Annotated in this window: 19 protein-coding genes and 1 rRNA gene; 10 read left to right on the top strand and 10 right to left on the bottom strand. The window is 60.7% G+C overall.

Annotation, left to right across the window (positions count from 1 at the left end):
* Nucleotides 1-49: 49 nt before the first annotated feature.
* The 4 genes from rrf (at nucleotide 50) to BLR63_RS19145 (ending at nucleotide 3,934) form a co-directional block, all read left to right on the top strand.
* Nucleotides 50-165 (top strand): 5S ribosomal RNA (rrf, locus tag BLR63_RS19160).
* Between the two features lie 203 nt (nucleotides 166-368).
* Nucleotides 369-1,028: a paraquat-inducible protein A gene (locus tag BLR63_RS19155; RefSeq protein WP_010566751.1), complete on the top strand. Its 660-nt coding sequence runs from the start codon at nucleotides 369-371 to the stop codon at nucleotides 1,026-1,028.
* Nucleotides 1,015-1,638: a paraquat-inducible protein A gene (locus BLR63_RS19150; protein WP_010566752.1), complete on the top strand. Its 624-nt coding sequence runs from the start codon at nucleotides 1,015-1,017 to the stop codon at nucleotides 1,636-1,638. The genes BLR63_RS19155 and BLR63_RS19150 overlap by 14 nt, the downstream gene beginning before the upstream one ends.
* Nucleotides 1,631-3,934 carry a PqiB family protein gene (locus tag BLR63_RS19145; RefSeq protein ID WP_010566753.1) on the top strand — a complete coding sequence of 768 codons (2,304 nt, stop codon included), beginning with the start codon at nucleotides 1,631-1,633 and terminating at the stop codon, nucleotides 3,932-3,934. Before BLR63_RS19150 ends, BLR63_RS19145 begins: the two co-directional genes overlap by 8 nt.
* A 96-nt stretch (nucleotides 3,935-4,030) precedes the next feature.
* Here BLR63_RS19145 and mksF read toward each other — a convergent pair whose 3' ends face one another.
* From mksF to mksB, 3 genes are read right to left on the bottom strand one after another with little or no spacing between them, the layout of a single operon-like run.
* A complete protein-coding gene (mksF, locus tag BLR63_RS19140) occupies nucleotides 4,031-6,871 on the bottom strand; it encodes an Mks condensin complex protein MksF (protein ID WP_010566754.1) in 2,841 nt (946 codons plus the stop codon).
* A complete protein-coding gene (gene mksE, locus BLR63_RS19135; protein WP_010566755.1) occupies nucleotides 6,868-7,575 on the bottom strand; it encodes an Mks condensin complex protein MksE in 708 nt (235 codons plus the stop codon). The genes mksF and mksE overlap by 4 nt, the downstream gene beginning before the upstream one ends.
* Nucleotides 7,565-8,842, bottom strand: a complete 1,278-nt coding sequence (mksB, locus tag BLR63_RS19130) for an Mks condensin complex protein MksB (RefSeq protein ID WP_010566756.1) — start codon at nucleotides 8,840-8,842, stop codon at nucleotides 7,565-7,567. The genes mksE and mksB overlap by 11 nt, the downstream gene beginning before the upstream one ends.
* Before the next feature lie 187 nt (nucleotides 8,843-9,029).
* Between mksB and BLR63_RS19125 the strand changes: the two genes are divergently transcribed.
* Together BLR63_RS19125 and rimI are read left to right on the top strand one after the other, a co-directional pair.
* Nucleotides 9,030-9,773: a hypothetical protein gene (locus BLR63_RS19125; protein ID WP_050901347.1), complete on the top strand. Its 744-nt coding sequence runs from the start codon at nucleotides 9,030-9,032 to the stop codon at nucleotides 9,771-9,773.
* Nucleotides 9,766-10,218: a ribosomal protein S18-alanine N-acetyltransferase gene (rimI, locus tag BLR63_RS19120; RefSeq protein WP_010566758.1), complete on the top strand. Its 453-nt coding sequence runs from the start codon at nucleotides 9,766-9,768 to the stop codon at nucleotides 10,216-10,218. The genes BLR63_RS19125 and rimI overlap by 8 nt, the downstream gene beginning before the upstream one ends.
* Before the next feature lie 58 nt (nucleotides 10,219-10,276).
* Here the strand turns inward: rimI and BLR63_RS19115 are convergent, their stop codons facing one another.
* Nucleotides 10,277-10,666, bottom strand: a complete 390-nt coding sequence (locus BLR63_RS19115) for a hypothetical protein (protein ID WP_042947346.1) — start codon at nucleotides 10,664-10,666, stop codon at nucleotides 10,277-10,279.
* Between the two features lie 137 nt (nucleotides 10,667-10,803).
* On the opposite strand from BLR63_RS19115, the gene can reads away from it, so the two are divergent.
* Nucleotides 10,804-11,448 carry a carbonate dehydratase gene (gene can, locus BLR63_RS19110; RefSeq protein ID WP_010566760.1) on the top strand — a complete coding sequence of 215 codons (645 nt, stop codon included), beginning with the start codon at nucleotides 10,804-10,806 and terminating at the stop codon, nucleotides 11,446-11,448.
* Here can and BLR63_RS19105 read toward each other — a convergent pair.
* From BLR63_RS19105 to BLR63_RS19085, 5 genes are all read right to left on the bottom strand, one after another.
* Nucleotides 11,445-11,969, bottom strand: coding sequence for a hypothetical protein (locus tag BLR63_RS19105; RefSeq protein ID WP_010566761.1), 525 nt, complete (start codon nucleotides 11,967-11,969; stop codon nucleotides 11,445-11,447). The two genes, can and BLR63_RS19105, sit on opposite strands and share 4 nt — an antisense overlap.
* 146 nt (nucleotides 11,970-12,115) lie before the next feature.
* Complete coding sequence (locus BLR63_RS19100; protein WP_010566762.1) at nucleotides 12,116-13,285, bottom strand: hypothetical protein; 1,170 nt, start codon at nucleotides 13,283-13,285, stop codon at nucleotides 12,116-12,118.
* Between the two features lie 121 nt (nucleotides 13,286-13,406).
* Entirely contained in the window at nucleotides 13,407-15,107 is a 1,701-nt protein-coding gene (gene acpA, locus BLR63_RS19095) for an acid phosphatase (RefSeq protein ID WP_010566763.1), read from the bottom strand.
* Between the two features lie 89 nt (nucleotides 15,108-15,196).
* Nucleotides 15,197-15,517, bottom strand: a complete 321-nt coding sequence (locus BLR63_RS19090) for a hypothetical protein (protein WP_010566764.1) — start codon at nucleotides 15,515-15,517, stop codon at nucleotides 15,197-15,199.
* Between the two features lie 150 nt (nucleotides 15,518-15,667).
* Complete coding sequence (locus tag BLR63_RS19085; RefSeq protein WP_010566765.1) at nucleotides 15,668-17,086, bottom strand: short-chain fatty acid transporter; 1,419 nt, start codon at nucleotides 17,084-17,086, stop codon at nucleotides 15,668-15,670.
* A 185-nt stretch (nucleotides 17,087-17,271) separates the two neighbouring features.
* Between BLR63_RS19085 and BLR63_RS19080 the strand changes: the two genes are divergently transcribed.
* Nucleotides 17,272-18,564 (top strand): MFS transporter, encoded by a 1,293-nt coding sequence (locus tag BLR63_RS19080; RefSeq protein ID WP_010566766.1) that lies wholly within the window; start codon nucleotides 17,272-17,274, stop codon nucleotides 18,562-18,564.
* Nucleotides 18,565-18,687: 123 nt separating this feature from the next.
* On the opposite strand, the gene BLR63_RS19075 is transcribed toward BLR63_RS19080, so the two are convergent.
* Nucleotides 18,688-19,668, bottom strand: coding sequence for a DUF4917 family protein (locus BLR63_RS19075; RefSeq protein ID WP_010566767.1), 981 nt, complete (start codon nucleotides 19,666-19,668; stop codon nucleotides 18,688-18,690).
* A 285-nt stretch (nucleotides 19,669-19,953) separates the two neighbouring features.
* Between BLR63_RS19075 and BLR63_RS19070 the strand changes: the two genes are divergently transcribed.
* Both BLR63_RS19070 and BLR63_RS19065 read left to right on the top strand, forming a co-directional pair.
* Nucleotides 19,954-21,177 carry a TolC family protein gene (locus tag BLR63_RS19070; protein ID WP_042947349.1) on the top strand — a complete coding sequence of 408 codons (1,224 nt, stop codon included), beginning with the start codon at nucleotides 19,954-19,956 and terminating at the stop codon, nucleotides 21,175-21,177.
* A gap of 17 nt (nucleotides 21,178-21,194) precedes the next feature.
* Nucleotides 21,195-22,301, top strand: a complete 1,107-nt coding sequence (locus BLR63_RS19065; RefSeq protein WP_010566769.1) for an efflux RND transporter periplasmic adaptor subunit — start codon at nucleotides 21,195-21,197, stop codon at nucleotides 22,299-22,301.
* The last annotated feature ends 3 nt before the right edge of the window (nucleotides 22,302-22,304 follow it).

Here is a 22,304-nt window from a genome sequence, read left to right as displayed (position 1 = left end):
CCAATTTGCTGAAGCGAGGCCATGAGGTCACGAGTCAGTACCCGAATTTCTTGACGACCATAGAGCATTGGAACCACCTGATCCCATCCCGAACTCAGTAGTGAAACGATGCATCGCCGATGGTAGTGTGGGGTTTCCCCATGTGAGAGTAGGTCATCGTCAAGATTAAATTCCAGAACTCCTGTTTGCTCACGCAGACAGGGGTTTTGTTTTGGGCGCTCGGAAAGTACCAAGAAGCAGGTGTTTCGCGTTGAACTTCGTCCCCGCCGTCTCCGGGGACTATCCCGAGCCCGACAAATTTGCACAGTTATTTCTGAACCAGGCTACTAGAATAGGCACCTAACCTTTTTAGAGTCAGAGCCCTATCTATGCCTGATCCGGTTGATGCCGTTGAGGTGTCTGATTTACCGCTGGACGACCTGGTGGCCTGCCATGAGTGCGACTTGCTGATGCGCAAACCGGCACTCGCCCTCGGCGAAAAAGCCCAATGCCCGCGTTGCGGTTATGAACTGTACGCTCACCGCCATAATGTCGTTGAACGAAGCCTCGCCTTGGTACTCGCCGCGTTGTTGCTGTACATCCCCGCGAACTTTTTGCCCATCATGCAGCTCAATTTACTCGGGCAGTCCTCGGAGGACACCGTGTGGAGCGGCGTCGTTGGTTTGTTCGATACCGGTATGCGAGGCGTCGCCGCTGTCGTTTTTCTATGCAGCATGGGGATTCCCCTGCTCAAGTTGCTCTGCCAATTAGCAGTTCTGCTCAGCATTCGATGGAACGTTGGCCGCAGCTATGGGCTGCTCTTGTACCGCATCTACCATCACATGAAGGATTGGGGGATGTTGGAGGTCTATTTGATGGGCGTACTGGTGGCGATCGTAAAGCTCGCCGACATGGCCTCTATCACGGTTGGCTTGGGGCTGGTCTGTTTCGTCAGTCTATTGATGGTTCAGGTATTGCTTGAGGTGGTGATGTCGCCCCACCAGATCTGGCAAGCACTCTCGGGAGAGGATGATCATGCGGGCGATTGATGCGGGTATTCTGATTTGTGCCGAATGCCATGAGTTGAACAAACAGGATCCGGACAGTGATGAGCAAGTTTGCACCCGTTGCGGTGCATGGGTCCATGCTCGCCGTCCCAACAGTCTCACCCGTACATGGGCGCTGTTGATCACGGCGGCGATTCTGTATATCCCTGCAAACCTGTTACCCATCATGACCATCAACTCCCTGGGTCAGGGTGATCCCAGTACCATCATGGCGGGCGTGATCCAGCTGGTTCAGCATGGAATGTTCCCGATTGCTGCCGTCGTGTTCATTGCCAGCATCCTGGTGCCGACCTTCAAATTGGTAGGTATTGGCCTGCTACTGTTTTCGGTACAGCGTCATCAGCCGTTGTCCGCGCAGCAACGTATCGTGATGTACCGCTTTATCGAATTCATTGGTCGCTGGTCCATGTTGGATATCTTCGTGATCGCCATCCTGGTGGCGGTTGTAAACTTTGGGCGGCTTGCCAGTGTCGAGGCCAACCTCGGCGCTGCTGCATTCGCCAGTGTGGTGATTTTGACGATGTTTGCTGCAGTAACTTTCGATCCCCGACTGATTTGGGATAACACGGAGTCGGACGACGACCATGAGTGATTTGCCTAAAGCTAAAACCCGGCCGGCCTCCAACTGGTCGGCTATTTGGGTGTTGCCCCTGATTGCCCTGATTATCGGCGGTTGGCTGGGATGGCGTGCCTATTCCCAGCAGGGTATCGAGATCCAGGTGCGCTTTGAGAGCGGAGAAGGCATCCAGGTCAACAAGACCGAAGTGGTCTACAAAGGTATGCCCGTGGGCAAGGTCAAGACCCTGGCCTTGGACGACGAGGGCAACAATCGCGGGGTGATTGCCACCATCGAGATGAACAAGGACGTCGAACAGTACCTCAAGACCAACACCCGCTTCTGGTTGGTCAAGCCCAGCGTCAGCCTGGCGGGCATCACTGGCCTGGAAACCCTGGTGTCGGGTAACTATATCGCCGCCAGCCCTGGCGACGGTGAGCCCACGCGTAAATTCAAGGCGCTATCCGAAGAGCCGCCCTTGTCCGATGCCAAGCCCGGTCTTCATCTGACCATCAAGGCCGATCGACTCGGCTCGTTGAACCGTGGCAGCCCCGTGTTCTATAAGCAGATTCAGGTCGGCCAGGTCAAAAGCTACCTGCTCTCAGAGGACCAGAGTACGGTCGAGATCAAGGTCTATATCGAACCGACATACGCCAGCCTGGTGCGCAAACACACACGTTTCTGGAACGCCAGCGGCATCAGCATCGACGCCAACCTCTCCGGCGTGAAGGTGCGCAGCGAGTCCCTTTCCAGCATTGTCGCCGGCGGTATCGCCTTCGCCACCCCGGAGAATCGCAAGGACAGCCCGCCGACCGATCCCAGCCTGCCGTTCCGTTTATATGAAGATTTCGACGCCGCCGCCGCCGGTATCAAGGTCAAGGTCAAACTCTCCGACTTCGAAGGCCTGCAGGCCGGGCGTACACCAGTCATGTACAAAGGTATTCAGGTCGGCAGCTTGAAAACCTTGAAGATCGACCCGGACCTCTCCAGCGCCAATGCCGAGCTTACCCTCGACCCGTTGGCCGAAGATTACCTGGTACAAGACACCCAGTTCTGGGTGGTCAAGCCCTCCATCTCCCTGGCCGGTATCACAGGGCTTGAGGCGTTGGTCAAAGGTAACTACATCGCGATGCGCCCAGGTGACAAAGGCAGCGCTCCACAACGCGAATACGTTGCCCGTGCCAAGGCGCCGCCGCTGGATCTGCGCTCCCCGGGCTTGCACATGGTGTTGTTCACCGACAACCTCGGCTCCCTGGATGTGGGCAGTCCAGTCCTCTACAAACAGGTCAAAGTCGGCTCGGTACAGAGCTACCAGTTCTCGCGCAAGAACAAGCAATTGGTGATCGGCGTTCATATCGAGAAGGAATACGAAAATCTGGTCAACGGCTCGACGCTTTTCTGGAATGCCAGCGGCGTCACGCTCACCGGCGGACTTACCGGGGGGATCCAGGTCAAAAGTGAATCCTTGGCCAGCTTGATGTCCGGCGGCATTGCCTTTGAAACCCCTGAGCCGAACGTGCCATTGAAAAAGCGTATTCCGCGTTTCCGCCTGTTCCCTGATCGCGAGGCCGCCAATCAACATGGCACCCTGGTCACTATCAAGGTCGACCGCGCCGATGGCATGCGTCCGGGCACGCCGGTGCGCTTCAAGGGCCTGGATGTGGGCAAGATCGAGGGCGTCGACCTCAGTGCCGACCTGCAGTCGGTGTTGCTCACTGCGCGCATCACTCAAGTGGCGGACCGTATCGCCCGCGTCGGCAGCCAATTCTGGGTGGTCAAGCCTGAGCTGGGCCTGATGAAAACCTCGAACCTGGAAACCCTGGTCACTGGGCAATATATCGAGGTGCAGCCAGCAGCGAAAAACGCAGGGCCGCAAAAAAGCTTTGTCGCCCTGGACCAGCCGCCCGAAGCCCTCCGCCAAGAGGCGGGCTTGAGCCTGGTGCTGAGCGCTGCACGCCGTGGCTCATTGAAGGAAGGCGTGCCGGTCACCTACCGTGAAGTCACTGTTGGCAAAGTCACCGGCTACGAGTTGGGCCAGACCGCCGACCGCGTGTTGATCCACATTCTGATCGAACCCAAATACGCTCCCTTGGTGCGCAGCGGCAGTCGTTTCTGGAACACCAGCGGCTTTGGTCTCGACTTCGGTCTGTTCAAAGGCGCAACGGTGCGCACCGAGTCTTTGGAAACCCTGGTCTCGGGCGGTATCGCCTTCGCCACGCCAGACGGCGAGCGCATGGGTAACGTCGCACGGCCGCAGCAGACCTTTCCGTTGTTCGACAAGTTCGAAGACGAATGGCTGACCTGGGCACCAAAGATTCAGCTGGGCAAGTAGACCGACGAGCCCCTAAAAGGCACTACAAAACCCCAACTGCACAAAAAAGGCCGCGATCCATAAGATCGCGGCCTTTTTGCATTTCAGGGCAGAGCGTCAGACTTCATCCAACTCCGGCTCATCCGCCTGCACGTTCACCGTCGCCTTCACCACATCGTGGCGACGGATGTACTTCCAGTCCGCCTCGTCGATATAGATCCCGTTTGGCCCGCTACCGCCTTCCAGGTCGATGGCCACCTGGGCGGATACCTGCGGCTTGACACTGGCCAGGATCGGTACGAAGCCCAGCTGCAAACTGGTTTCCAGCAAGGCCGCCTGGTTCTTCTCGTCGATGTCGGCCGCTTCGTCGAGGTAGTACGGCAAGCGCACGCGCCCGGCCTGGTCGCGGTCCATCAAGTGCAGCAACAAGTACATGTTGGTCAGCGCCTTGATGGTCATGGTGGTGCCGTTGGACGCCGCACCGTCGATGTCGGTGTGAATCACCGGCTGACCGTGCACCTTGGTGATCTCGAACGCTAACTCGAACAAGTCCTTGAGGCCCAGCTGGTTGTGGTTGGCCGCCACCAGGCGCGCCAGGTATTCCTTGGCCTCTTCGTTCTTGTTGTCCTGCTCGGCGCTTTGGCTGAGGTCGAACACCGACAGCGTTTCGCCTTCTTCGTACTGACCGGCGCTGTGGATGATCTGGTCGATATGCTTGAGCGCTTCCTTGTTCGGCGCCAGCACGATGCGGAAGCTTTGCAGGTTGGACACCTGGCGCTTGTTGATCTCGCGGTTGAACAGGGCCAGTTGGTGTTCCAGGCTGTCGTAGTCGCTGCGGATATTGCGCAGGGTCCGCGCGATATCGGTGACTGCCGCGCGGCGCGCCTTGCCCAGGGTCAGGGCTTCGTCGGTACGGTGTGCATAGGCGTTGATCAGCAGTTGCAGGCGACGCTCCACGTCATCCTCACTGTCGAACTTGGCCACGCCCTTGAGACGTACCTGGGCATACAACGCTTCGATCTGGCCGTCGGCGCGCAACAAGCCCTGCCAGCTGTCCTGATAGTCGTTGAGCAGCGGCAGCAGGTTGTCCATGGAATCGTCGACCGGGTCCATGAATGGCGTGCCGAACGGCAGATCCGCCGGCAGCAGCTGGCGACGGCGCAGCGCATCATCCAGGGTACGTTGCTTGGCTTCCATGTCGCCGATCTGCCGGCCCACCAGTTGCAGCTTGGCCGACAGCTGCTGGACGCGTTCGGTGAATGCATCGCTGGAGCGTTTCAACTCGTCCTGGGCCGCTTCCATCTGCGCCAATTGCTCGAGTTTCTCGCCTTCTTCGGCGCTCAGGGTTTGCGCGCGACGGAAATCTTCCAGGGCCTTTTGTGCGTCCAGCACCTGTTGGTACAACGCTTCGGTCTGGGTCTTGCTCGCGGCGCGGTCGGAGGCTACGGCTTGTTGGGTTTTGAGTTGCTTGAGTTCTTTTTCCAGACGCTCTTTCTGGTCGCGCAATGCAGCGCGATCCGCCAGGGCCTGCAACGCCGGTGGTTCGATGTGGGAGATGTCGATGGACAGCCCCGGCACTTCAAAGCGTTCACCCTTGAAGCCATCCAGGATCAGCTCCAGGGATTTGACCCACTGGCCGTCCTCGTCCAGCGTGATGCCATGCTCGCCCAATGGCAGGCTGAACAACGAACTGTTGAACAGACGCATCAGACGCTCGACATCCTGCTGTGAGAATTCTTCGCGAAGCTTGGCGTAGCTGTTGTTGTCCGCGTGATCGAGCTGTTGCCTGACCGACTTCAAGCGTTTTTCCAGGTCGCGCAGACGCTCGTCCAGGTCCTCGGCACTGAACTGCCGGGACTGCGCCAGCGCGCCGGCGAGTTCGTCGTGGGCATCCTTGGCCGCCAGCAGTTGCTGTTCCAGCACCCTGACGTCGTCCACCAGGGCAAAGCGATGCTTGAGCACCGACAGCTCGCCCAGCCAACGCTGGATGCCGCTGATTTCGCGCTCCAGGCGCATCAGTTCCTGGGTACCGCCACGCTGGTCGTTCTGCAGCGCGTCCTGCTCGTTGCGGTAGTGCTCGGCCTGGAGGGTCAGCTCTTCCTTGCGTGCGCTGGCGTAGTCCGACCAGGTGCCCAGCAGCGAATCCAACAGCGGCGACAGACGATGCAGTTTGCCGCGCAGGATGTCGCGCTGTTTCACGCCATTGGCCAGGGCCTCGACCAGCGGGCCGGCGGCGACCAGAGCGTTGTAGTCCTGCTCCATGCGCCGCACGTCGCGGAAGGCTTCTTCGCACGCGGCGATGTAATCGACACTGCCCGAGCGCAGGCTGTGTTCGAACGCATCGAGGAACAATTGCTTGAGTTTGGCCGCGGTGATTTCGCGCATGTGCAGCAGGTTGATAAACAGCGCGCGGAAGGTCTTCAGGCTCTGTTCGCTGGTGGAGCGCAGCGGGATCAACGTCAGGTCCAGCGGGATCGACGTGTGGCCGCCCACCAGCAAGCGGCGCAGTTCATCGGGCTTGAGTTCGTAGGCTTTGAGGCCCTCGCGCTCCAGATTGGTGAACAGCTCTTTCTGGCGCAGGCAGGTGTCGTTTTTCTGGTAATGGGCCAGGTCCAGCTTGCCGGTGTAGGCAAAGAACTGGTGGCCGAAACCACCGCCCGGGCCACGTCCGACCACGCCGATCACGTGGGGGCCATGGGGCAGGGAGACTTCCACGAGGATGTAGCTGGTGTCGGTGGCGAAGTAGAAGCGCCGCGATTGTTCCAGGGTGTACTTGCCGAAGCTCATGTCCGACATGCGCGCCAGGATCGGGAACTGCAGGGCGTTGATCGACGCGGATTTACCCAGGTTGTTCGCGCCATACACCGACAGCGGCTCTTCCAGCGGGAACAAACCCAGGCTGTAGCCGGCGGTATTCAATAGGGCGAAGCGGCGGATGCCGTAGCGTTCCTTGCTCATGCGTCGGTCTCCTGTTCTTCGGCAATGGCGCGGGCCAGGGCGTCTTCTTCGCTTTCGTCGGCAAAGTCACTCAAGTCCAGCGGGTCGTCGGTCTTCAGCAGTTTTTCATCGCTGTCTTCGTCGATGATCACCGGCGTCGGCAATGGCAGCACGCTGTGGATGCTGGCCGCGAGGTCGCGGTCCTGCTGTACCGACAGGCACACATCGAGGAAGCGGTGCATCGGCGGCAGGAAGCGATAGATGCCGTTGTCTTCGCTGGCGAAACCCAGTTGGGTCATGCGCCGCATGATTTTTTCTTCGAGTTCTTCCTGGGTTTGCACTTCGGCCTGGATAAACAGGTCGCGGTATTTTTCCAGCAGCGATGGCAGTTCATCGCGGCCGAGGCTGCCGCCGTCGAGCACGGCAATCGGGTCGCGGCCCTGGTCGGCCAGGTGCTCGACGATGATGAAGGTGAACAGTGCCAGGCGCTGCGCGGTCTTGTTCACCTGCGCGCTGGCGATGGCCGAATCCGGCACGAAATAGTAGAAACCCCGCGTATCGCACACCAGCTCAAAGCCCAGGGCCTTGAACAAGGTGCGGTACTGGTCCTGGAAGTTCGACAGTTGCGCGTACAGTTCCGGGTCGCGGCGGCTGACGTGGTAACCCTTGAACAGCTCGCGAAAGATCGGCGCCAGCTGGGACAGTTCGGATAGATCAAGATGCATAAGGAGTACTCGCAGAATGCTCGGCGGCGTCGGTGCCGGCCGGGAGCAGGGCGAATGAGCGCAGGCTGACCTGGTGCTCGTGTGTGTGGTAATCGCGGCGTTCCAGGCGCTCGCGCTTGAAGCGTTTTTCCCGGGACAGGCGCGAGAACCAGTACAGCAATTCGTCGGTGGCGCCGTCCGGTTCCTGTTCCAGCAGCCAGGTCATCAGGTCCGGCATCGGCAGCGCGTCTTCGCAGCGTTCGAGCATTTCCTTGACCGTGCGCGGTGCGCGCTGGACGTCGCCTTTATGGGATTTGTGCGCCTTGGGGAAACGCGCCGGTTTCGGCTCGAAGTTCGCCAGGGCATACACATAGGCCTCGACCTGGCTCGCACTGCCGAGAAAGGTGCTTTGCGGCCGAGTGAACATCGGCATCGCGGCCTGTGGCACTGCGTCCAGGCCTTTACGGCGAATGGCCGACAGTGCCAGCGCCGCGCCACGGGTCACGGCGTTGTGCCGGCGCGCTTCTTCGCGCAGCGGCAACAGCAATTCGCGGGCGTGACGCAGGGTCAACTGGGCGCTGGTCTGCATTTCGAGGATGCGCGCATGGGTGCGCAGCAGCATGTCGTCGTCGACCAGGTGGCCGAGGCGCTGCTGTTCGGTGAGCAGGCGCAGCAGCACGTTCTCGACCTTGCGCACGCCTTGTTCGAAGGCACCGTCGGCGTTCACCAACTGGATCATCGGTTCGACGTATTCGTCCCAGGTCGCCAGCACCTCGGCGTAACGCTGGCGCAACGGGATCTGGCGGTCGCTGGTCTTGGCGCGGTCGGCCACGGCGGCGAGGGCCTGTTCGTCGTTGGCGAGTTTTTTCAGTACATCGCGCACGCGCATGTCCAGCAGGCGCAGTTGCCGGGCCAGGTCGTGGCCGTCACGGATGTCGAAGGCGTCCTGGATATAACCGGCCAGGCGCTCGAGGTGGCGCAGGTAGGCTTCGATTTCCAGGCACAGGCCAAGCCGGTGCTCCTTGCGAAGATAGGCGAGGAAGTCATGGATCTGCGCATTGAGCTCGAAACGGTTCGGGCTCTTGGCGACAGGCACCAGGATATCCAGGCGAATCCACACGTCCAGCAGGCTGGTGATGTCCTGGGGCGTGCTGTCCAGTTGTTGGGCGGCCAGTTGCGCGCGCAGTTCGCCTAGGCTCAGGGTGCCTTGGTCGAAGTGTTCGCACAGTGGCTCAAGTAAGGCCCAGTGTTCGGCGAGGGCGCGCAGGACGCGCTTGGGTTCGATCATGGGAATGGCCGGCTGGTTGGCGATTAAAAGTCGCGATTGTACTGCATCGGGCCCGGGATTTATCCACAGCCGGTCAGTGCGCAGTGGGCGATTGTTACCGAACAGCGGTAGAATCCCCGCTCTTTACTTATCCACAAGTGGCCGAGCTGTGCTTACCGAGTCCCGACGTCGCGCTTACTTGACCGCCATGCAGGTGGTCAACTGGCTGCCCCGCACCGAACTGCCGTTTGCCGCGCCGTCGCGGCCCGAGTTGCTGCAGGCATTCGAGCCCGATGAGGCGTTCGAGACATCGGGCGAAGAGGCCGCCGCACCCGTGGCGGTGGTCAAGCCCGCGCCGCCGGCGCGGCCGGTGGTGGAACGCGCCAAGGTCGAGGTGCCACGCCCTTCGCCGATGGCCAAGCCGGCGGTGGCCGAAGAGGCTGCCCCGGTGGTCAAGGCGCCTGTCGTCCCGCCTCCACGGTTTGCCCTGCAACTGCTGCGGGCCGGGCGTTGCCTGTTGCTGGTGGAATTGCCCACCGGCGAACGCTTCCAGACCCGCGACCCGGCCTACATGCTGCTCAAGGACATGCTGCGCGCCGCCGGCCTGCCCGACAGCCCGCAAATCGTCGGCGACCCGGTGCGCTGGCCGCTGCTGGTGCGCGGCACCATGGACCAGGGCCCGGACGCGGCGCGGGATTTTGTGCAAGGCTTTGTGTCGGCGCGCCTGGAAGACGAACCCTGCGTGTGCCTGTGGCTGATCGGCCTGCCCGCCGTGCGCTTTGCCGGCGAAGCCAATGCCGAGGCCTGGTACCGCGAGCTGCAGGTCGAAGGCCTGGGTTCGGTGTGGGCCCTGCCGGGCCTGGAATTATTAATGGAAGAGCCACAGCGTAAGGCTGATGTCTGGCAAGCCATGCGCCGGCTGATGGCGCGCTGGAAAACAATTGATGAGTGAGGCTTTATCCTTCCGCCCGATGATCGAGGCCGACCTCGACGCGGTGCTGAAAATCGAATACGCGGCGTACAGTCACCCCTGGACCCGTGGGATTTTTCTCGACGGGCTGGGCAAGTACCAGATCTGGCTGATGTTCGAAGGCGAGCAGCAAGTCGGCCACGGCGTGGTGCAGATCATCCTCGACGAGGCGCATTTGCTGAACATCACCGTGAAGCCGGAAAACCAGGGCCGCGGTTTGGGCCTGGCGCTGCTGGAGCATCTGATGTCCCGGGCCTATGCGGCCAGCGCCCGCGAGTGTTTCCTCGAAGTGCGCGATAGCAATGCCGGCGCGTTCCGTCTGTATGAGCGCTACGGTTTCAATGAAATCGGCCGTCGGCGCGATTACTACCCTGCGGTCGGCGGGCGCGAAGATGCGGTTGTCATGGCCTGCACGCTCGTCGATTAAACACGCCAACCCCTGTGGGAGGGAGCAAGCCCCTTCCCACAGTTGGATCTACGGTAGGTCAGCGATTGCCGTCTACAGGGTCGAGGTCAGCCAATTCGGCCTCATCCCACCCGTTGCCGCCGCCAATCTCGTCTTCATCGACGATGCTCAGTTCCCAATCGGCCTGTTCGCCTTCACCGGCTTCCTGGGCATCGCGCGCGCCGTCTTCACGGATCAGTGTCTCCGGGCTCATGTCTTCTTCGCTCGACTCTTGATCGGCCGTCGAAGCGCCGGTCATCCCAGCCTCGCGCACCCGATGCTTTCGCTCGCGAGGGGCGATTTCGTTGCCGATCTGCGCCGATGGCTCCTCTTTGTTGAAATCCAGTTCGCGCATGGAGCCCATGCGGTCCTCATTGTCGTCAATCGGTTCCGGCTGTGTAGCGCCGTACGGACGTCGTGATTCAGTCATGGCCAATCCTCATACTGTGGGGCTTATAGTGTGTGGACACGCACTGCGGCCTAAAGATTCAAGCTATTCGTCGCCTCGCGTGACCCGGACGGGCGGTCGTCTGTCAAAGCTGGGCATCATTCCTGAGGCTTTCCCTGATGAACGAACTACAAGACCTGCTTGATAACAACGAACGCTGGGCGGATGCGATCAAACAGGAAGATCCCGAATTCTTCGCCAAGCTCGCCCGCCAGCAGACTCCGGAATACCTGTGGATCGGCTGCTCCGACGCCCGCGTACCGGCCAACGAGATCGTCGGCATGCTGCCAGGCGATCTGTTCGTACACCGCAACGTGGCCAACGTGGTGCTGCACACTGACCTCAATTGCCTGTCGGTGATCCAGTACGCCGTCGACGTGCTCAAGGTCAAACACATCCTCGTCACCGGCCACTATGGCTGCGGCGGCGTGCGCGCTTCGATGCAGGACCGGCAGTTCGGGCTGATCGACGGCTGGTTGCGCACCATCCGTGACCTCTACTACGAAAACCGCGACCTGCTGGCCCAGTTGCCGACCGAGGAAGAGCGCGTCGATCGCCTGTGTGAGTTGAACGTGATTCAGCAGGTGGCCAACGTCGGCCACACCAGTATCGTGCAGAACGCCTGGCATCGCGGGCAGAGCCTGTCGGTCCATGGCTGCATCTATGGCATCAAGGATGGTCGCTGGAAGAGCCTGAACACCACCATCAGTGGCTTCGAGCAGTTGCCGCCGCAGTATCGCCTGCGTCCGTTGGGCGAAGCCTAACGGCACTCGGGGCTGCGCTGCTGTTCGAGGAAGCGCAGCCCCTCGGCATTGATCTGTTCCTTGCGGCCTTTGATCCAGCCGCGACATTCGGGCGCGCCGCAGTGGCAGGCAAATTGGCGGGGCAAGATGTCGTCGGTGTCGGCGAAATCGAGGGTCAGCCAGCTCCCTGCGGTAATCGCCTCCAGGGTCCAGACTTCCAGGTAATGGATGTCGAAATACACATTCGGGCTGCATGAATGGCGCAGCAGGCCGCAGAACCAGCGGTCGTACAGATGAATGCGCGACGAAATCTGGAAGGTGTACTGGCGCCGCTCGCCCAGGGCGTAGCCTGAAACCTTGGCAATGCACGTTCGGCTGTCAAACGCGACGCGGGCTTTGATTCCCGTCGGCGTGCCGTTGCGGTTGCGCACCACTTGAAACTGGCGGGGCGAGGGGTAGCCGCGCTCTAACAGCGATGTCGCAAAGGGATAGAGGCAGTCATTGGCAGCGGTTTTAGCCTTGTCCATGGCATGAGTTTTCATAACTCTCCTTGGTTGGGCTGCATCGACTTGCGGGTGGTGTCTGACTACCAGTCTTGCAGCGGATGGCCCGCCTCAAGACTGGCTGAAGATTGAACCGATTTCTACTGTCAGAGTTGACAGTAGAAATCGGTTTTTTTTTGTGCGCGCTACAGCACCGGCGGGGTGGTCGTCGGCGTTGGGACGGGGGTTTTCAGGGCTTTGACCTGAGCCTTGATCGCGGGCGTGGCGCATTTGGCATTCGCCTGTTCCGGGGTCAGGCCGCGCACCGAGGTGAAGAACAATTCGCAGGTCTGCTCTTTGCGTGTGACCTGCCAGGTGTTCATACAGGCCTTGAGCAGTACATTCGGATCGCTCGCCGGCTTCTGGCCCATCCCGGCCTGCCAGCAGGCGGCGCTCAAGTCCTGGCCCATCACTTTCAGGCCGGCTTCGTCGGCTTTCTGTTCGTCGCCGTCATAGCTATCGGGGCTGGCCGCGTACCAGATGTAGCTTGGATGGTTGGCACCCAGGACCGACACGGTTTTACCCGCTTGCGGGCTGATTTGTGCCAGGCCCAGCACCGCTACGGGTTGCCCGTATTGTTGTTTGATCCAGTTGCGCACCGGTGCGCCGAACGCAACCATCGGCAACGAACCGTTGGCGTGCAGGCTCAGCTCCGTGACCATGCGCGTCTGGTAGTCGGTGAAGTAGCTGTAGACGTTCTCCAAGTCCTTGCCGGCATTGGACGGCGCGGCGATCGGGGCGATATCGATGATGGTCTGAAAGGCTGGGGTTTCAGTGGCTGGCACACCGTTGTCGGTGAGCAGGCTGGCCCAGCGATCAGTGGTGGCCGATTCCAGGTAATCCTGGGCCTGGGTCAGCGAATAATCCGGCGGGAAGTGCAGCAGTTCGATGCTTTTGCGGTTTTCGAGGGCCATGCCCAGCGGCAGGAACAGGTACCAGTTGTACGCCCATTTGCCGTCGCCATTGAGCTTGCTGGCGCCCTGGTAGGCCAGGTCGGCGGTATTGAGCAGCGTCGTCAGTGGCGTGCCGTAGCTGTCCGGCACGCCGCTGAACGTCGCTGCGACCTGGCCATCATGGACCTTGACGCTGACCTTGGCCCGGCTGTAGCCATCGCGTTGCAGGCTCTGGTTCAGGTAATGCTCGACGGTCTGCTCCAGCGTCCATGGCCGAAAGCAGATCACGTTGCAGTTGTTGGGGTAAGCGAACAGCTGGGTCACCCGTTGCGTGCTACCCAGTGGTACGTCGATGTCGGCGTGTACGACCGCACTGGCCATCAGTGCGGCCAGGGTGAAGGACAGCCTGGTCGGTTTAAACATAGTGGTTCCCTTGTCAACGAAAGCCCGTCTGTGCGGGGTGAAAGCCCACCCCCACACAGTAGCGGCTGACCAGGAAAACCGCGTACTCAATTGCCCCACATGTCGCTATTGGATAAGCGTCCTATACGTTGAATTGCAAGGTGTTGCTCAAATCCCCCATGGGCTTCTGGCCACGGGCGATCATTGCGTCGTCGCGCTGCTTGAGACCGTCCAGTGTCTCGAGTTGGAAGACCCGGGTGATCAGGCGCAGGATCGACGCCGTGTCGTACACCGTATGGTCCACCATGCCTTTGCGCGCGAACGGCGATACCACGATCGCCGGCACCCGCGTGCCAGGGCCCCAGCGGTCGCCCTTGGGCGGCGCCACGTGGTCCCACCAGCCGCCGTTTTCATCGACGGTCACCACTACCACCATGTTTTTCCACTGCGGGCTTTCCTGCAGCACCTTCAGGGCGCGGGTGATATGGCGATCGCCGGAAGCTACGTCGGCATAACCCGCGTGCATGTTCAGGTTGCCCTGGGGTTTGTAGAAGGTCACGGCCGGCAACTTGCCCGCCTGGGCGTCGGCGAAAAACTTGTTGGTGCCGGCCTCTTCGCCCAGGCCGCCATCGCGCAGGCGCTTGTCGCGCTCGGTACGGTTTTCGGGACCCTGCTGCTTGAAGTAGTTGAAGGGCTGATGGTGGTACTGGAAGTTGGGGATCTTGGGAATGCCGTCCGAATCCTTGAACTGCTCCAGCGTTGCCTGCCACGCGCCGGCATACCAGGCCCAATCGATGTTCTTTTTCGACAGCTTGTCGCCGATATGCTCGTGGGTTTGCGGCATCAGGACGTTGGGCAGGTCGGGCTTGGAATAATCCGGGTTTTCCGGGTCGCGAATCCAGGTCGGCCAGTAGGGCGGGGCCAGGGTATTCACGGCGTAGCCGTCCGGGGTCAATGCACTGGGGCCGAACTGCGGCGGGCCGGTCATGGCGCTGGCGGGGGACTTGTCCAACGGCTTGAGGCGCGTGTCGGTGGGGTCATCGCTCTGCAGCGTGGCGATCTGCGCCTTGGCCACCGACTGCGCGGCATTCGGATAGAACGGCGCGGTGGCGCTGATCAGGTATTGATGGTTGAGGAATGAACCGCCAAACGCGCCCTGGAAGAAGTTATCGCAGAGCACAAACTCCTTGGCCACGTCCCACAGGCGCAGGGAATAACGGCTCTGGGCGTAATGCCCCATCACCAGGCCGCCGGAGTCCGCCCAGGCGACGAAACCGTCGTTCTTGCCGCCGTTGATCTGCATCTGGTTCTGGTAGAACACGTGCCACAAGTCGCGAGTGACCAGGCTCAGGGGCAGGTCTTCGGCGTTCGGACCCTTGAGGGCGAACGGCGCGTTGGGCAGGTTTTCCTGGAATTGCACGGCGTTGGGGTAGGTCACCCCATCCACGCTTTGCGCGCCGACCTGCAACACGCCACCCCAGACCGGAGGCAGGCTGGTCAATACGCTGCCGTCGCGGTCGCGCTGTTGACAGTCAGCGGCGGATAGCGCCGACAGTGGCTTCTCCACGCCAGGGAAATCGGCAAACAGGTTGTTGAAACTGCGGTTCTCGGCATAGATCACCACCACGGTCTTCACCTGGTCGCGCAAGGCCTTGTCCAGTTCCTGCGGGGTGAGCGGCCGTGCCACCGGCTTGCCCGGCGCGTCACGGGTATCGCCACAGGCGCCCAAGGTCGCGCCCACCCCCAGCACCGCCGCGCCCCCGAGGAAACGCCGCCGGCTGGTATCGACCGGCGGTGGGGTGACGGAATCGGCGGAAGGGCGGTCTTCGTGCTCGTCGCTCATGCGGGGCGTTCCTGGGGAAATATTGCAAGATATTTCGCAGGACGGTAGCAATGCAATATGACGGAACGAAGACAGGCTTTTTCAGCCGATCACAACAGCCGCAGGGCCAATTGGCTGCCGGCGCGCAAATACTCCACCTGCGCCGTCACGGCATCCTTGACGATGGCTTCGCCCGTGTCGGTCAGCCTGGCTTTCTTTGCGTCGATGACACTGGTCTGCAGCAACTGCATGGCCACATCCATGGCTTTCTGGAACGCGGTCACGTTGTTGTGCTGGCCAAACTCCTGGATGACCGCATTCATGCGGCGATCGGCATCATCACGCAGGGCCTTGTACTCCCCGAAGGAGACGGTGTCGTCCTGGTAAATATCATTGAGCAGCTCTTCCAGTGATTTGGATAAAGGGGTCATCGGATTTTCCTTGGTGGGTGAGGAGTCATCCGGGTCAGGTTAATCAAAGACGCTGGTGGACGGAGTCAGGGCTTGGCCTCGTTTTGAGTGGGACAAGCCCACGGGTTTTATCGGAAAAGCGGCTTTCAGCTCGTCGCTTCCATCCACACGTTAAGGCATCACCGGCGGCAAATACTTCAACGTCGTCCCCAACGCCCACAGCAGGAACAACACCAGCGGCGTGTGCACCAGCAACTGCACGAACGAAAACCCGATCAAGTCCCGCGCCTTCAACCCCAGCACCCCCAGCAGCGGCAGCATATAGAACGGATTGATCAGGTTCGGCAGCGCCTCGGCGGCGTTGTAGATCTGCACGGCCCAGCCCAGGTGGTATTGCAGGTCATTGGCCACTTGCATCACGTAGGGCGCTTCGATGATCCACTTGCCGCCGCCCGACGGGATGAAGAAGCCCAGTACCGCCGAGTACACGCCCATCAGCAGCGCGTAGGTGTCGTGGGAGGCGATGGAGGTGAAGAAGGTCGAGATGTGGTGCGCCAGGGTCTGGCTGTCGCCGCCCTTGACCACGGTCATCAGCGCGGCGATCGAGCCGTACAGCGGGAACTGGATCAGCACGCCGGTGGTGGTCGGCACGGCGCGGGCCACGGCGTCGAGGAAGCTGCGCGGGCGCCAGTGCAGCAGGGCACCGACCATGATGAACAGGAAGTTGTAAGTGTTCAGCCCCGAGATCGCGCTGATCGCCGGCTTGGTCGAGAACTCGTGGAACAGCCAGCCGGCCGCCAGCAACGCCAGCAGGATGGTCAGCAGCGGGCTGTGTTCCAGCCATTCGCCCGGACGGCTCGGTGCTTGCGGCTTGGGCAGGTTGAACGCGGGGTCGACGCCGCAGGCCTGGGCATCCCGGGCGCTGTTCGGGCCGGGGGCGGTGGCGTAGGCGATGATCAGCGACACCACGATCAGCGCCAGCAACAGCACGCCCGATTGCCACAGGAAGATGGTCTCGGTGAACGGGATCATCCCGGTGATCGACAGGATCGACGGCGGCAGGCTGGCCGGGTTGGCCTGCAACTGCGCGGCCGACGACGACAGCCCCAGCGCCCACACCGCGCCGAGGCCCAGGTAGGCCGCAGCGCCGGCAGCGCGGTAGTCCATGCGCAAGTCGGTACGCCGCGCCAGCGCGCGCACCAGCAACCCGCCGAACACCAGGGACAGGCCCCAGTTGAGCAACGAGGCCACCATGGAAATCAACGCCATCCAGGCCACGGCCGAGCGGCCGTTCTTCGGGATGCGCGCCAGGCGGTCGATCAGCTTCACCGCCGGTGGCGAGCTGGCGACTACGTAACCGCCGATCACCACAAAGGCCATCTGCATAGTGAACGGGATCAGGCTCCAGAACCCATCGCCAAAGGCCTTGGCGGCTTCGCCCGGTGCGGCGCCCACGCCCAGGGTCGCCACGGCGACGACGATCACGGCCAGGGCGGCGAACACCCAGGAGTCGGGGAACCAGCGCTCGGCAAAGTTGGAGCAACGCAGGGCAAATCGGGCATAGCGGCTTTCTTCGATAGCATCGGCCACGAGTCATACCTCTTGTATTTATTATGGAGTTGGCAATTTTCCGGCATGTTCCGCTACGGCCATTGATATGGGAATGCAGTTATCTTCATCGATCCATGAGGAAAACAAATATATCTGCCGCGATTGCCATCATCTGGCTCAGCTCATAACCTGCACGCCATTTTGTTTGTCTGCCGAGCCTCAACATGACTGCCACCTCGCTTGCACAGGCACAGCGCTTTTCCCGCTCCGATTACAAAACCCTGGGCCTGGCCGCCCTGGGCGGCGCCCTGGAAATCTACGACTTCATTATTTTCGTATTCTTCGCGCTGACCCTCAGCCAGCTGTTCTTCCCCCCGGAAATGCCCGAGTGGCTGCGCCTGCTGCAAAGCTTCGGGATCTTCGTCACCGGCTACCTGGCGCGGCCGCTGGGCGGCATCCTGATGGCGCATTTTGCCGATCATCTGGGACGCAAACGCGTGTTCAGCCTGAGCATCCTGATGATGGCCTTGCCTTGCCTGCTGATCGGGATCATGCCGACCTACGCACAAATCGGCTATTTCGCACCGCTGATCCTGCTGGTGCTGCGTGTGTTGCAAGGCGCGGCAGTGGGTGGCGAAGTACCCAGCGCCTGGACCTTCGTCGCCGAACACGCACCGCCCAACCACCGGGGTTATGCCCTGGGTTTCCTGCAGGCCGGCCTGACCTTCGGCTACCTGCTCGGCGCCCTCACCGCCACGCTGCTGGCGCAGGTGTTCACCCCCACTGAAATCCTCGACTACGCCTGGCGTTTTCCCTTCTTGCTCGGCGGTGTGTTCGGCGTCATCGGGGTGTGGCTGCGCCGCTGGCTCAGTGAAACCCCGGTATTCCTGGAGATGCAGGCCCGTCGCCAGGCCGCCGCCGAACTGCCTTTGCGCACCGTGCTGCGCGACCATCGCGCCGTGCTGCTGCCGGCGATGATCCTCACCTGCGTGCTCACCTCGGCGGTGGTGGTCCTTGTCGTCATCACCCCGACCATGATGCAGAAAACCTTCGGCATGAGCCCCAGCCACACCTTTGCCTTGAGCGCCCTGGGCATCGTCTTCCTGAACATCGGCTGCGTCCTCGCCGGCCTGCTGGTGGACCGCATCGGCGCCTGGCGCGCGGTGCTGGTCTACAGCCTGTTGCTGCCGGTGGGCATTGCAATCCTGTATGCCAGCCTGATCAACGGCGGCCTCTGGCTGGGCGCCGCCTACGCGGTGGCGGGCTTGAGTTGCGGCGTAGTGGGCGCGGTGCCGTCGGTGATGGTCGGCCTGTTTCCGGCGCCGGTGCGAGTGTCGGGGATTTCGTTCACCTACAACATCGCCTATGCGCTGTGGGCGAGTACCACACCGCTGATGCTGATCGCGCTGATGCCGACCCGCCCCTGGATTTGCGTGGGCTATTGCGTGGTGATGGGCGCGGTGGGGGTGGGGAGTGCTATTGTCTTTAGTCGTCGCGCCCAGATTGTTCACGACTGATACATGTGTGAAGCGATATTTTATGCGGAATCTTATAGCCCAGACTTGGGCTATAAGATGTGTTTTTAGACTCTATATTCGTCAGCCTGGATAGGGCGTTAGCTCTAGTGGTGGATGCACGAGCTAAATCGCTGCCCAGACAGGTGTTGTTTCAGCTTGGAAAAATTCAATATCCATTCCGAAAAGTTGGTTTCGTGCCCTCATCATGGTTGCTCGGTTTTCTTTGCTGTCCATATCTCCGTAAATGCTAATGAATATTTTAGTGATGTGACTTTTTTTAATTTCTTCAAAGATGTGGCTGTCATTGTCTGCAATGGAGTGGCCATATATGAATAGCGTGCCCGTCAGGGCTCTGAGCTGCCGTAGGCAGTAATTTAGATATGGATTGTGTTCTATCCTTGCTCGTTTCTTTTCGTGAGTGGGTTCAGCTACAAATAGAGGGAACTTTCCCTGCTCTAAATTTTGTCTTACCTGATCAATTATCGGTACGCCATCTTCTGTGCACTTGTGTTTTCTTATGCCAGAAACAGTATCGTAAATGTGAAGGCCTCCATGTAGGAAATGCACCTCTTGGTCGGTGCCGTACCCTTGCCAGTGCGTAGGGAAGCCTCTAAAGCCATCGTCAGTAGAGTAGTTTTCCGGAGGCAAGTCATTTTTGTTTTTTGACCAATAAAGTAGGAGGTCGTAGTTCAAGGTGAATATTTGATTGAATCGAGATAGTAGCTTTCTGACACTTGTGTATTGATCGTTGGTGACGTTGCTTGGTAGCTTGGGGTGGGTGTTGGATATCGCACTGATAAGTGCGGATTTTAGTATTTCTTGGTCTTGTTTTACCGTTTCTATAAGTTGCGGGTCTGCGCCGTAAATCTCAAGTACAAGTTGTGTGGATACTAGCCGCTTCATGACTTTTTCAAAGTCATAGGTTTTAAGTTTTTTGAACAGTTCTTGAATTTGAGGCGCGCGATCTCCAAAGTTTGCAGCTTGGAGCAAATACTTATAGTTGAATATGTTGTGATCCCAAGCTTGAGAGAAACCATTGGCAAGCAGGATAGAGGTCATTTGGTAAGGGGGAACTGATTGTATAGCTTCGCTGTAGGTAATCACTGCCACGCTCCGTGCGATTATTGTTAAAGATAAATTGTTGCTTGGTGTCTATATGCCATTATTGGCTTTTCAAAGCAAGGGCGTTCATAGCTTGCAGGTCTTGAAAGTCGTTTTATTGGATGTAAGTGCGAGAGCGATTTCAGTGAAAGAGTTACCTCGAAGATACCCATCCTTGAGCCTTGCTAACGGATTTGTAATGTTCCCCCCACCGCCCTGATAAGTAGCGAAAGTTACAGTGCCCCGGCTTGGATTTATCCGCCATTTCATGGGCCTGGAACTCTCGTTATGCCAACTCGTGCAAGAACATTACTGTGGTCGGTCGTCGTGTTGCTGGCGACGGCGCAAGGGGTCGGCGCCCAGACCCTGACACTCGACTCAGCCCTGCAAACCGCCTTTGCCAACAACCCCGACCTGGCCGCGGCGCAGTGGGAAATCGACATCGCCGAAGGCGGTCGCCAGCAGGCCGGTCTGATCCCCAATCCGGTCGCGTCCTGGGATGCCGAGGACACGCGCCGCGACACCCGCACCACCACGATCAAACTCAGCCAGACCCTCGAACTGGGCGGCAAGCGTGGGGCGCGTATCGACCTGGCCACGCGTGCTCAGGACGCCGCCGCACTCACCTTGGAACAGCGGCGCAACACGCTGCGCGTCGAGGTGATCGACAGTTACTACGGCGCCCTTCGCGCCCAGGAACGCCTCGACCTGGCGCAACGCTCGCTGGCGCTGGCCGAACGCGGCCTGGTGGTCGCCAACGGGCGCGTCACCGCCGGTAAATCCTCGCCGGTGGAAGCCACCCGGGCCCAGGTGCAATTGTCTGAGATCCGCCTCGAACTCAACCGTGCGCAAATGGGCCTGACCGATGCCTATCGCCGTCTCGCCGCCAGCACCGGCAACGCCGCCGCCGACTTCGAGTCCGTCGCCACGCCGAGCCGGGCTACACCCGCCTTGCCAGCAGCCGCGCAATTGTTGGCGCGGGTCGAACAGACCACCGAACTGCGCCTGGCCGAACTGCAGATCCTGCAGAGCGAAGCCAGCATCGGCGTGGAAAAAGCCCAGCGCATTCCCGACCTCGACGTGTCCATCGGCAGCCAGTACGACGCCGGCGTGCGCGAGCGGGTGAATGTGGTGGGTGTGTCGATGCCGATTCCGTTGTTCAACCGCAACCAGGGCAATGTGCTTGCCGCCAGCCGTCGTGCCGACCAGGCCCGCGACCTGCGCAACGCCATCGAACTGCGCCTGCGTACCGAAACCCGCCAGGCCCTGGACCTGTGGCAGACCGCCAATACCGAAGTGCGCACGTTCAACCAGCAGATCCTGCCCGCCGCCCAAAGCGCGGTGGACGCCGCGACCCGGGGTTTCGAGATGGGCAAGTTCAACTTCCTCGACGTGCTCGACGCCCAGCGCACCTTGATCGCGGCGCGCACCCAGTACCTCGCGGCGACCGCCCAGGCCACCGACGCCTGGGTGCGCATCGAACGGATTTACGGCGACCTCGCCCGGTTTTGATTTTTTTGGAGTCCCTTATGAACAAACGACACGGCGTGGCGTTGGCCATCGCCTTGAGCCTGATGCTGTCCGGCGTGGCCGGCGCCGAGGAAGAAGAGGGCGCGCTTGAACTCACCGAACAGCAAATTCAAGCCGCCGGGATTCAACTGGCCCTGGCCCAACCGCGGCCGATCAGCACACTGCTGACGCTGCCGGGCGAAGTGCGTTTCGACGAGGACCGCACCTCGCATATCGTCCCGCGTGCCGCGGGTGTGGTGGAGTCGGTGACGGTCAATCTCGGGCAGTCGGTGAAGAAGGGCGAGCTGCTTGCCGTGATCGCCAGCCAGCAGATTTCCGATCAGCGCAGTGAGTTGGCGGCCAGTGAACGGCGGGTCGAACTGGCGCGCACTACCTTCCAGCGCGAGCGCCAGTTGTGGCAGGACAACATCTCCGCCGAGCAGGATTACCTGCTGGCGCGCCAGGCCCTGCAAGAAGCCGAAATCGCCCTGAACAACGCGCGCCAAAAGATGACCGCCCTCAGCGGCAGCGCGGTACTGGTCGGCGGCAATCGCTATGAATTGCGCGCGCCGTTCGCCGGTCGGGTGGTGGAAAAACACCTGGGCGTCGGCGAGGTGGTCAGCGAGACCAGCAACGCCTTCACCCTCTCGGACCTGTCCCACGTGTGGGTAACGTTTGGCGTGTTTCCCAAGGACTTGACCAAAGTGCGCGTGGGCAAACCGGTGAAAGTCAGTTCCACCGAAATGGGCACCGAAGTGCTCGGCACCGTGGCCTATGTGGGCAACCTGCTGGGCGAGCAGACGCGCACCGCCACTGTGCGCGTGACCGTGGCCAACCCCGATGACGCCTGGCGCCCGGGGTTGTTTGTCGCCGTGCAGATCGCCACCGACACCTACCAGGCCAACGTCACCGTGCCGCAAGCCGCGATTCAGACCGTCGAGGACAAACCCTCGGTGTTCGTGCGCACCCCGGACGGTTTCGTCACCCGCCACCTTGAACTGGGCGCGAGTGAAAACGGCTACGTCGAAGTGCGCCAGGGCCTCGACGCCGGGGCCCAGGTGGCCACGGTCGGCAGCTTTATCCTCAAGTCCGAACTGGGCAAGGGCTCGGCCGAGCACGCCCATTGATCC

The organism is Pseudomonas extremaustralis (genome assembly GCF_900102035.1).
GTDB lineage: Bacteria > Pseudomonadota > Gammaproteobacteria > Pseudomonadales > Pseudomonadaceae > Aquipseudomonas > Aquipseudomonas extremaustralis.
This window is presented reverse-complemented; position numbering and strand designations above follow the sequence as displayed.

Bases quoted from the DNA above. Each gene is read 5' to 3' on its own strand.
- BLR63_RS19155 (WP_010566751.1), top strand. From the start codon at position 369: ATGCCTGATCCGGTTGATGCCGTTGAGGTGTCTGATTTACCGCTGGAC.
- BLR63_RS19150 (WP_010566752.1), top strand. From the start codon at position 1,015: ATGCGGGCGATTGATGCGGGTATTCTGATTTGTGCCGAATGCCATGAG.
- BLR63_RS19145 (WP_010566753.1), top strand. From the start codon at position 1,631: ATGAGTGATTTGCCTAAAGCTAAAACCCGGCCGGCCTCCAACTGGTCG.
- mksF (WP_010566754.1), bottom strand. From the start codon at position 6,871: ATGAGCAAGGAACGCTACGGCATCCGCCGCTTCGCCCTATTGAATACC.
- mksE (WP_010566755.1), bottom strand. From the start codon at position 7,575: ATGCATCTTGATCTATCCGAACTGTCCCAGCTGGCGCCGATCTTTCGC.
- mksB (WP_010566756.1), bottom strand. From the start codon at position 8,842: ATGATCGAACCCAAGCGCGTCCTGCGCGCCCTCGCCGAACACTGGGCC.
- BLR63_RS19125 (WP_050901347.1), top strand. From the start codon at position 9,030: ATGCAGGTGGTCAACTGGCTGCCCCGCACCGAACTGCCGTTTGCCGCG.
- rimI (WP_010566758.1), top strand. From the start codon at position 9,766: ATGAGTGAGGCTTTATCCTTCCGCCCGATGATCGAGGCCGACCTCGAC.
- BLR63_RS19115 (WP_042947346.1), bottom strand. From the start codon at position 10,666: ATGACTGAATCACGACGTCCGTACGGCGCTACACAGCCGGAACCGATT.
- can (WP_010566760.1), top strand. From the start codon at position 10,804: ATGAACGAACTACAAGACCTGCTTGATAACAACGAACGCTGGGCGGAT.
- BLR63_RS19105 (WP_010566761.1), bottom strand. From the start codon at position 11,969: ATGAAAACTCATGCCATGGACAAGGCTAAAACCGCTGCCAATGACTGC.
- BLR63_RS19100 (WP_010566762.1), bottom strand. From the start codon at position 13,285: ATGTTTAAACCGACCAGGCTGTCCTTCACCCTGGCCGCACTGATGGCC.
- acpA (WP_010566763.1), bottom strand. From the start codon at position 15,107: ATGAGCGACGAGCACGAAGACCGCCCTTCCGCCGATTCCGTCACCCCA.
- BLR63_RS19090 (WP_010566764.1), bottom strand. From the start codon at position 15,517: ATGACCCCTTTATCCAAATCACTGGAAGAGCTGCTCAATGATATTTAC.
- BLR63_RS19080 (WP_010566766.1), top strand. From the start codon at position 17,272: ATGACTGCCACCTCGCTTGCACAGGCACAGCGCTTTTCCCGCTCCGAT.
- BLR63_RS19070 (WP_042947349.1), top strand. From the start codon at position 19,954: ATGCCAACTCGTGCAAGAACATTACTGTGGTCGGTCGTCGTGTTGCTG.
- BLR63_RS19065 (WP_010566769.1), top strand. From the start codon at position 21,195: ATGAACAAACGACACGGCGTGGCGTTGGCCATCGCCTTGAGCCTGATG.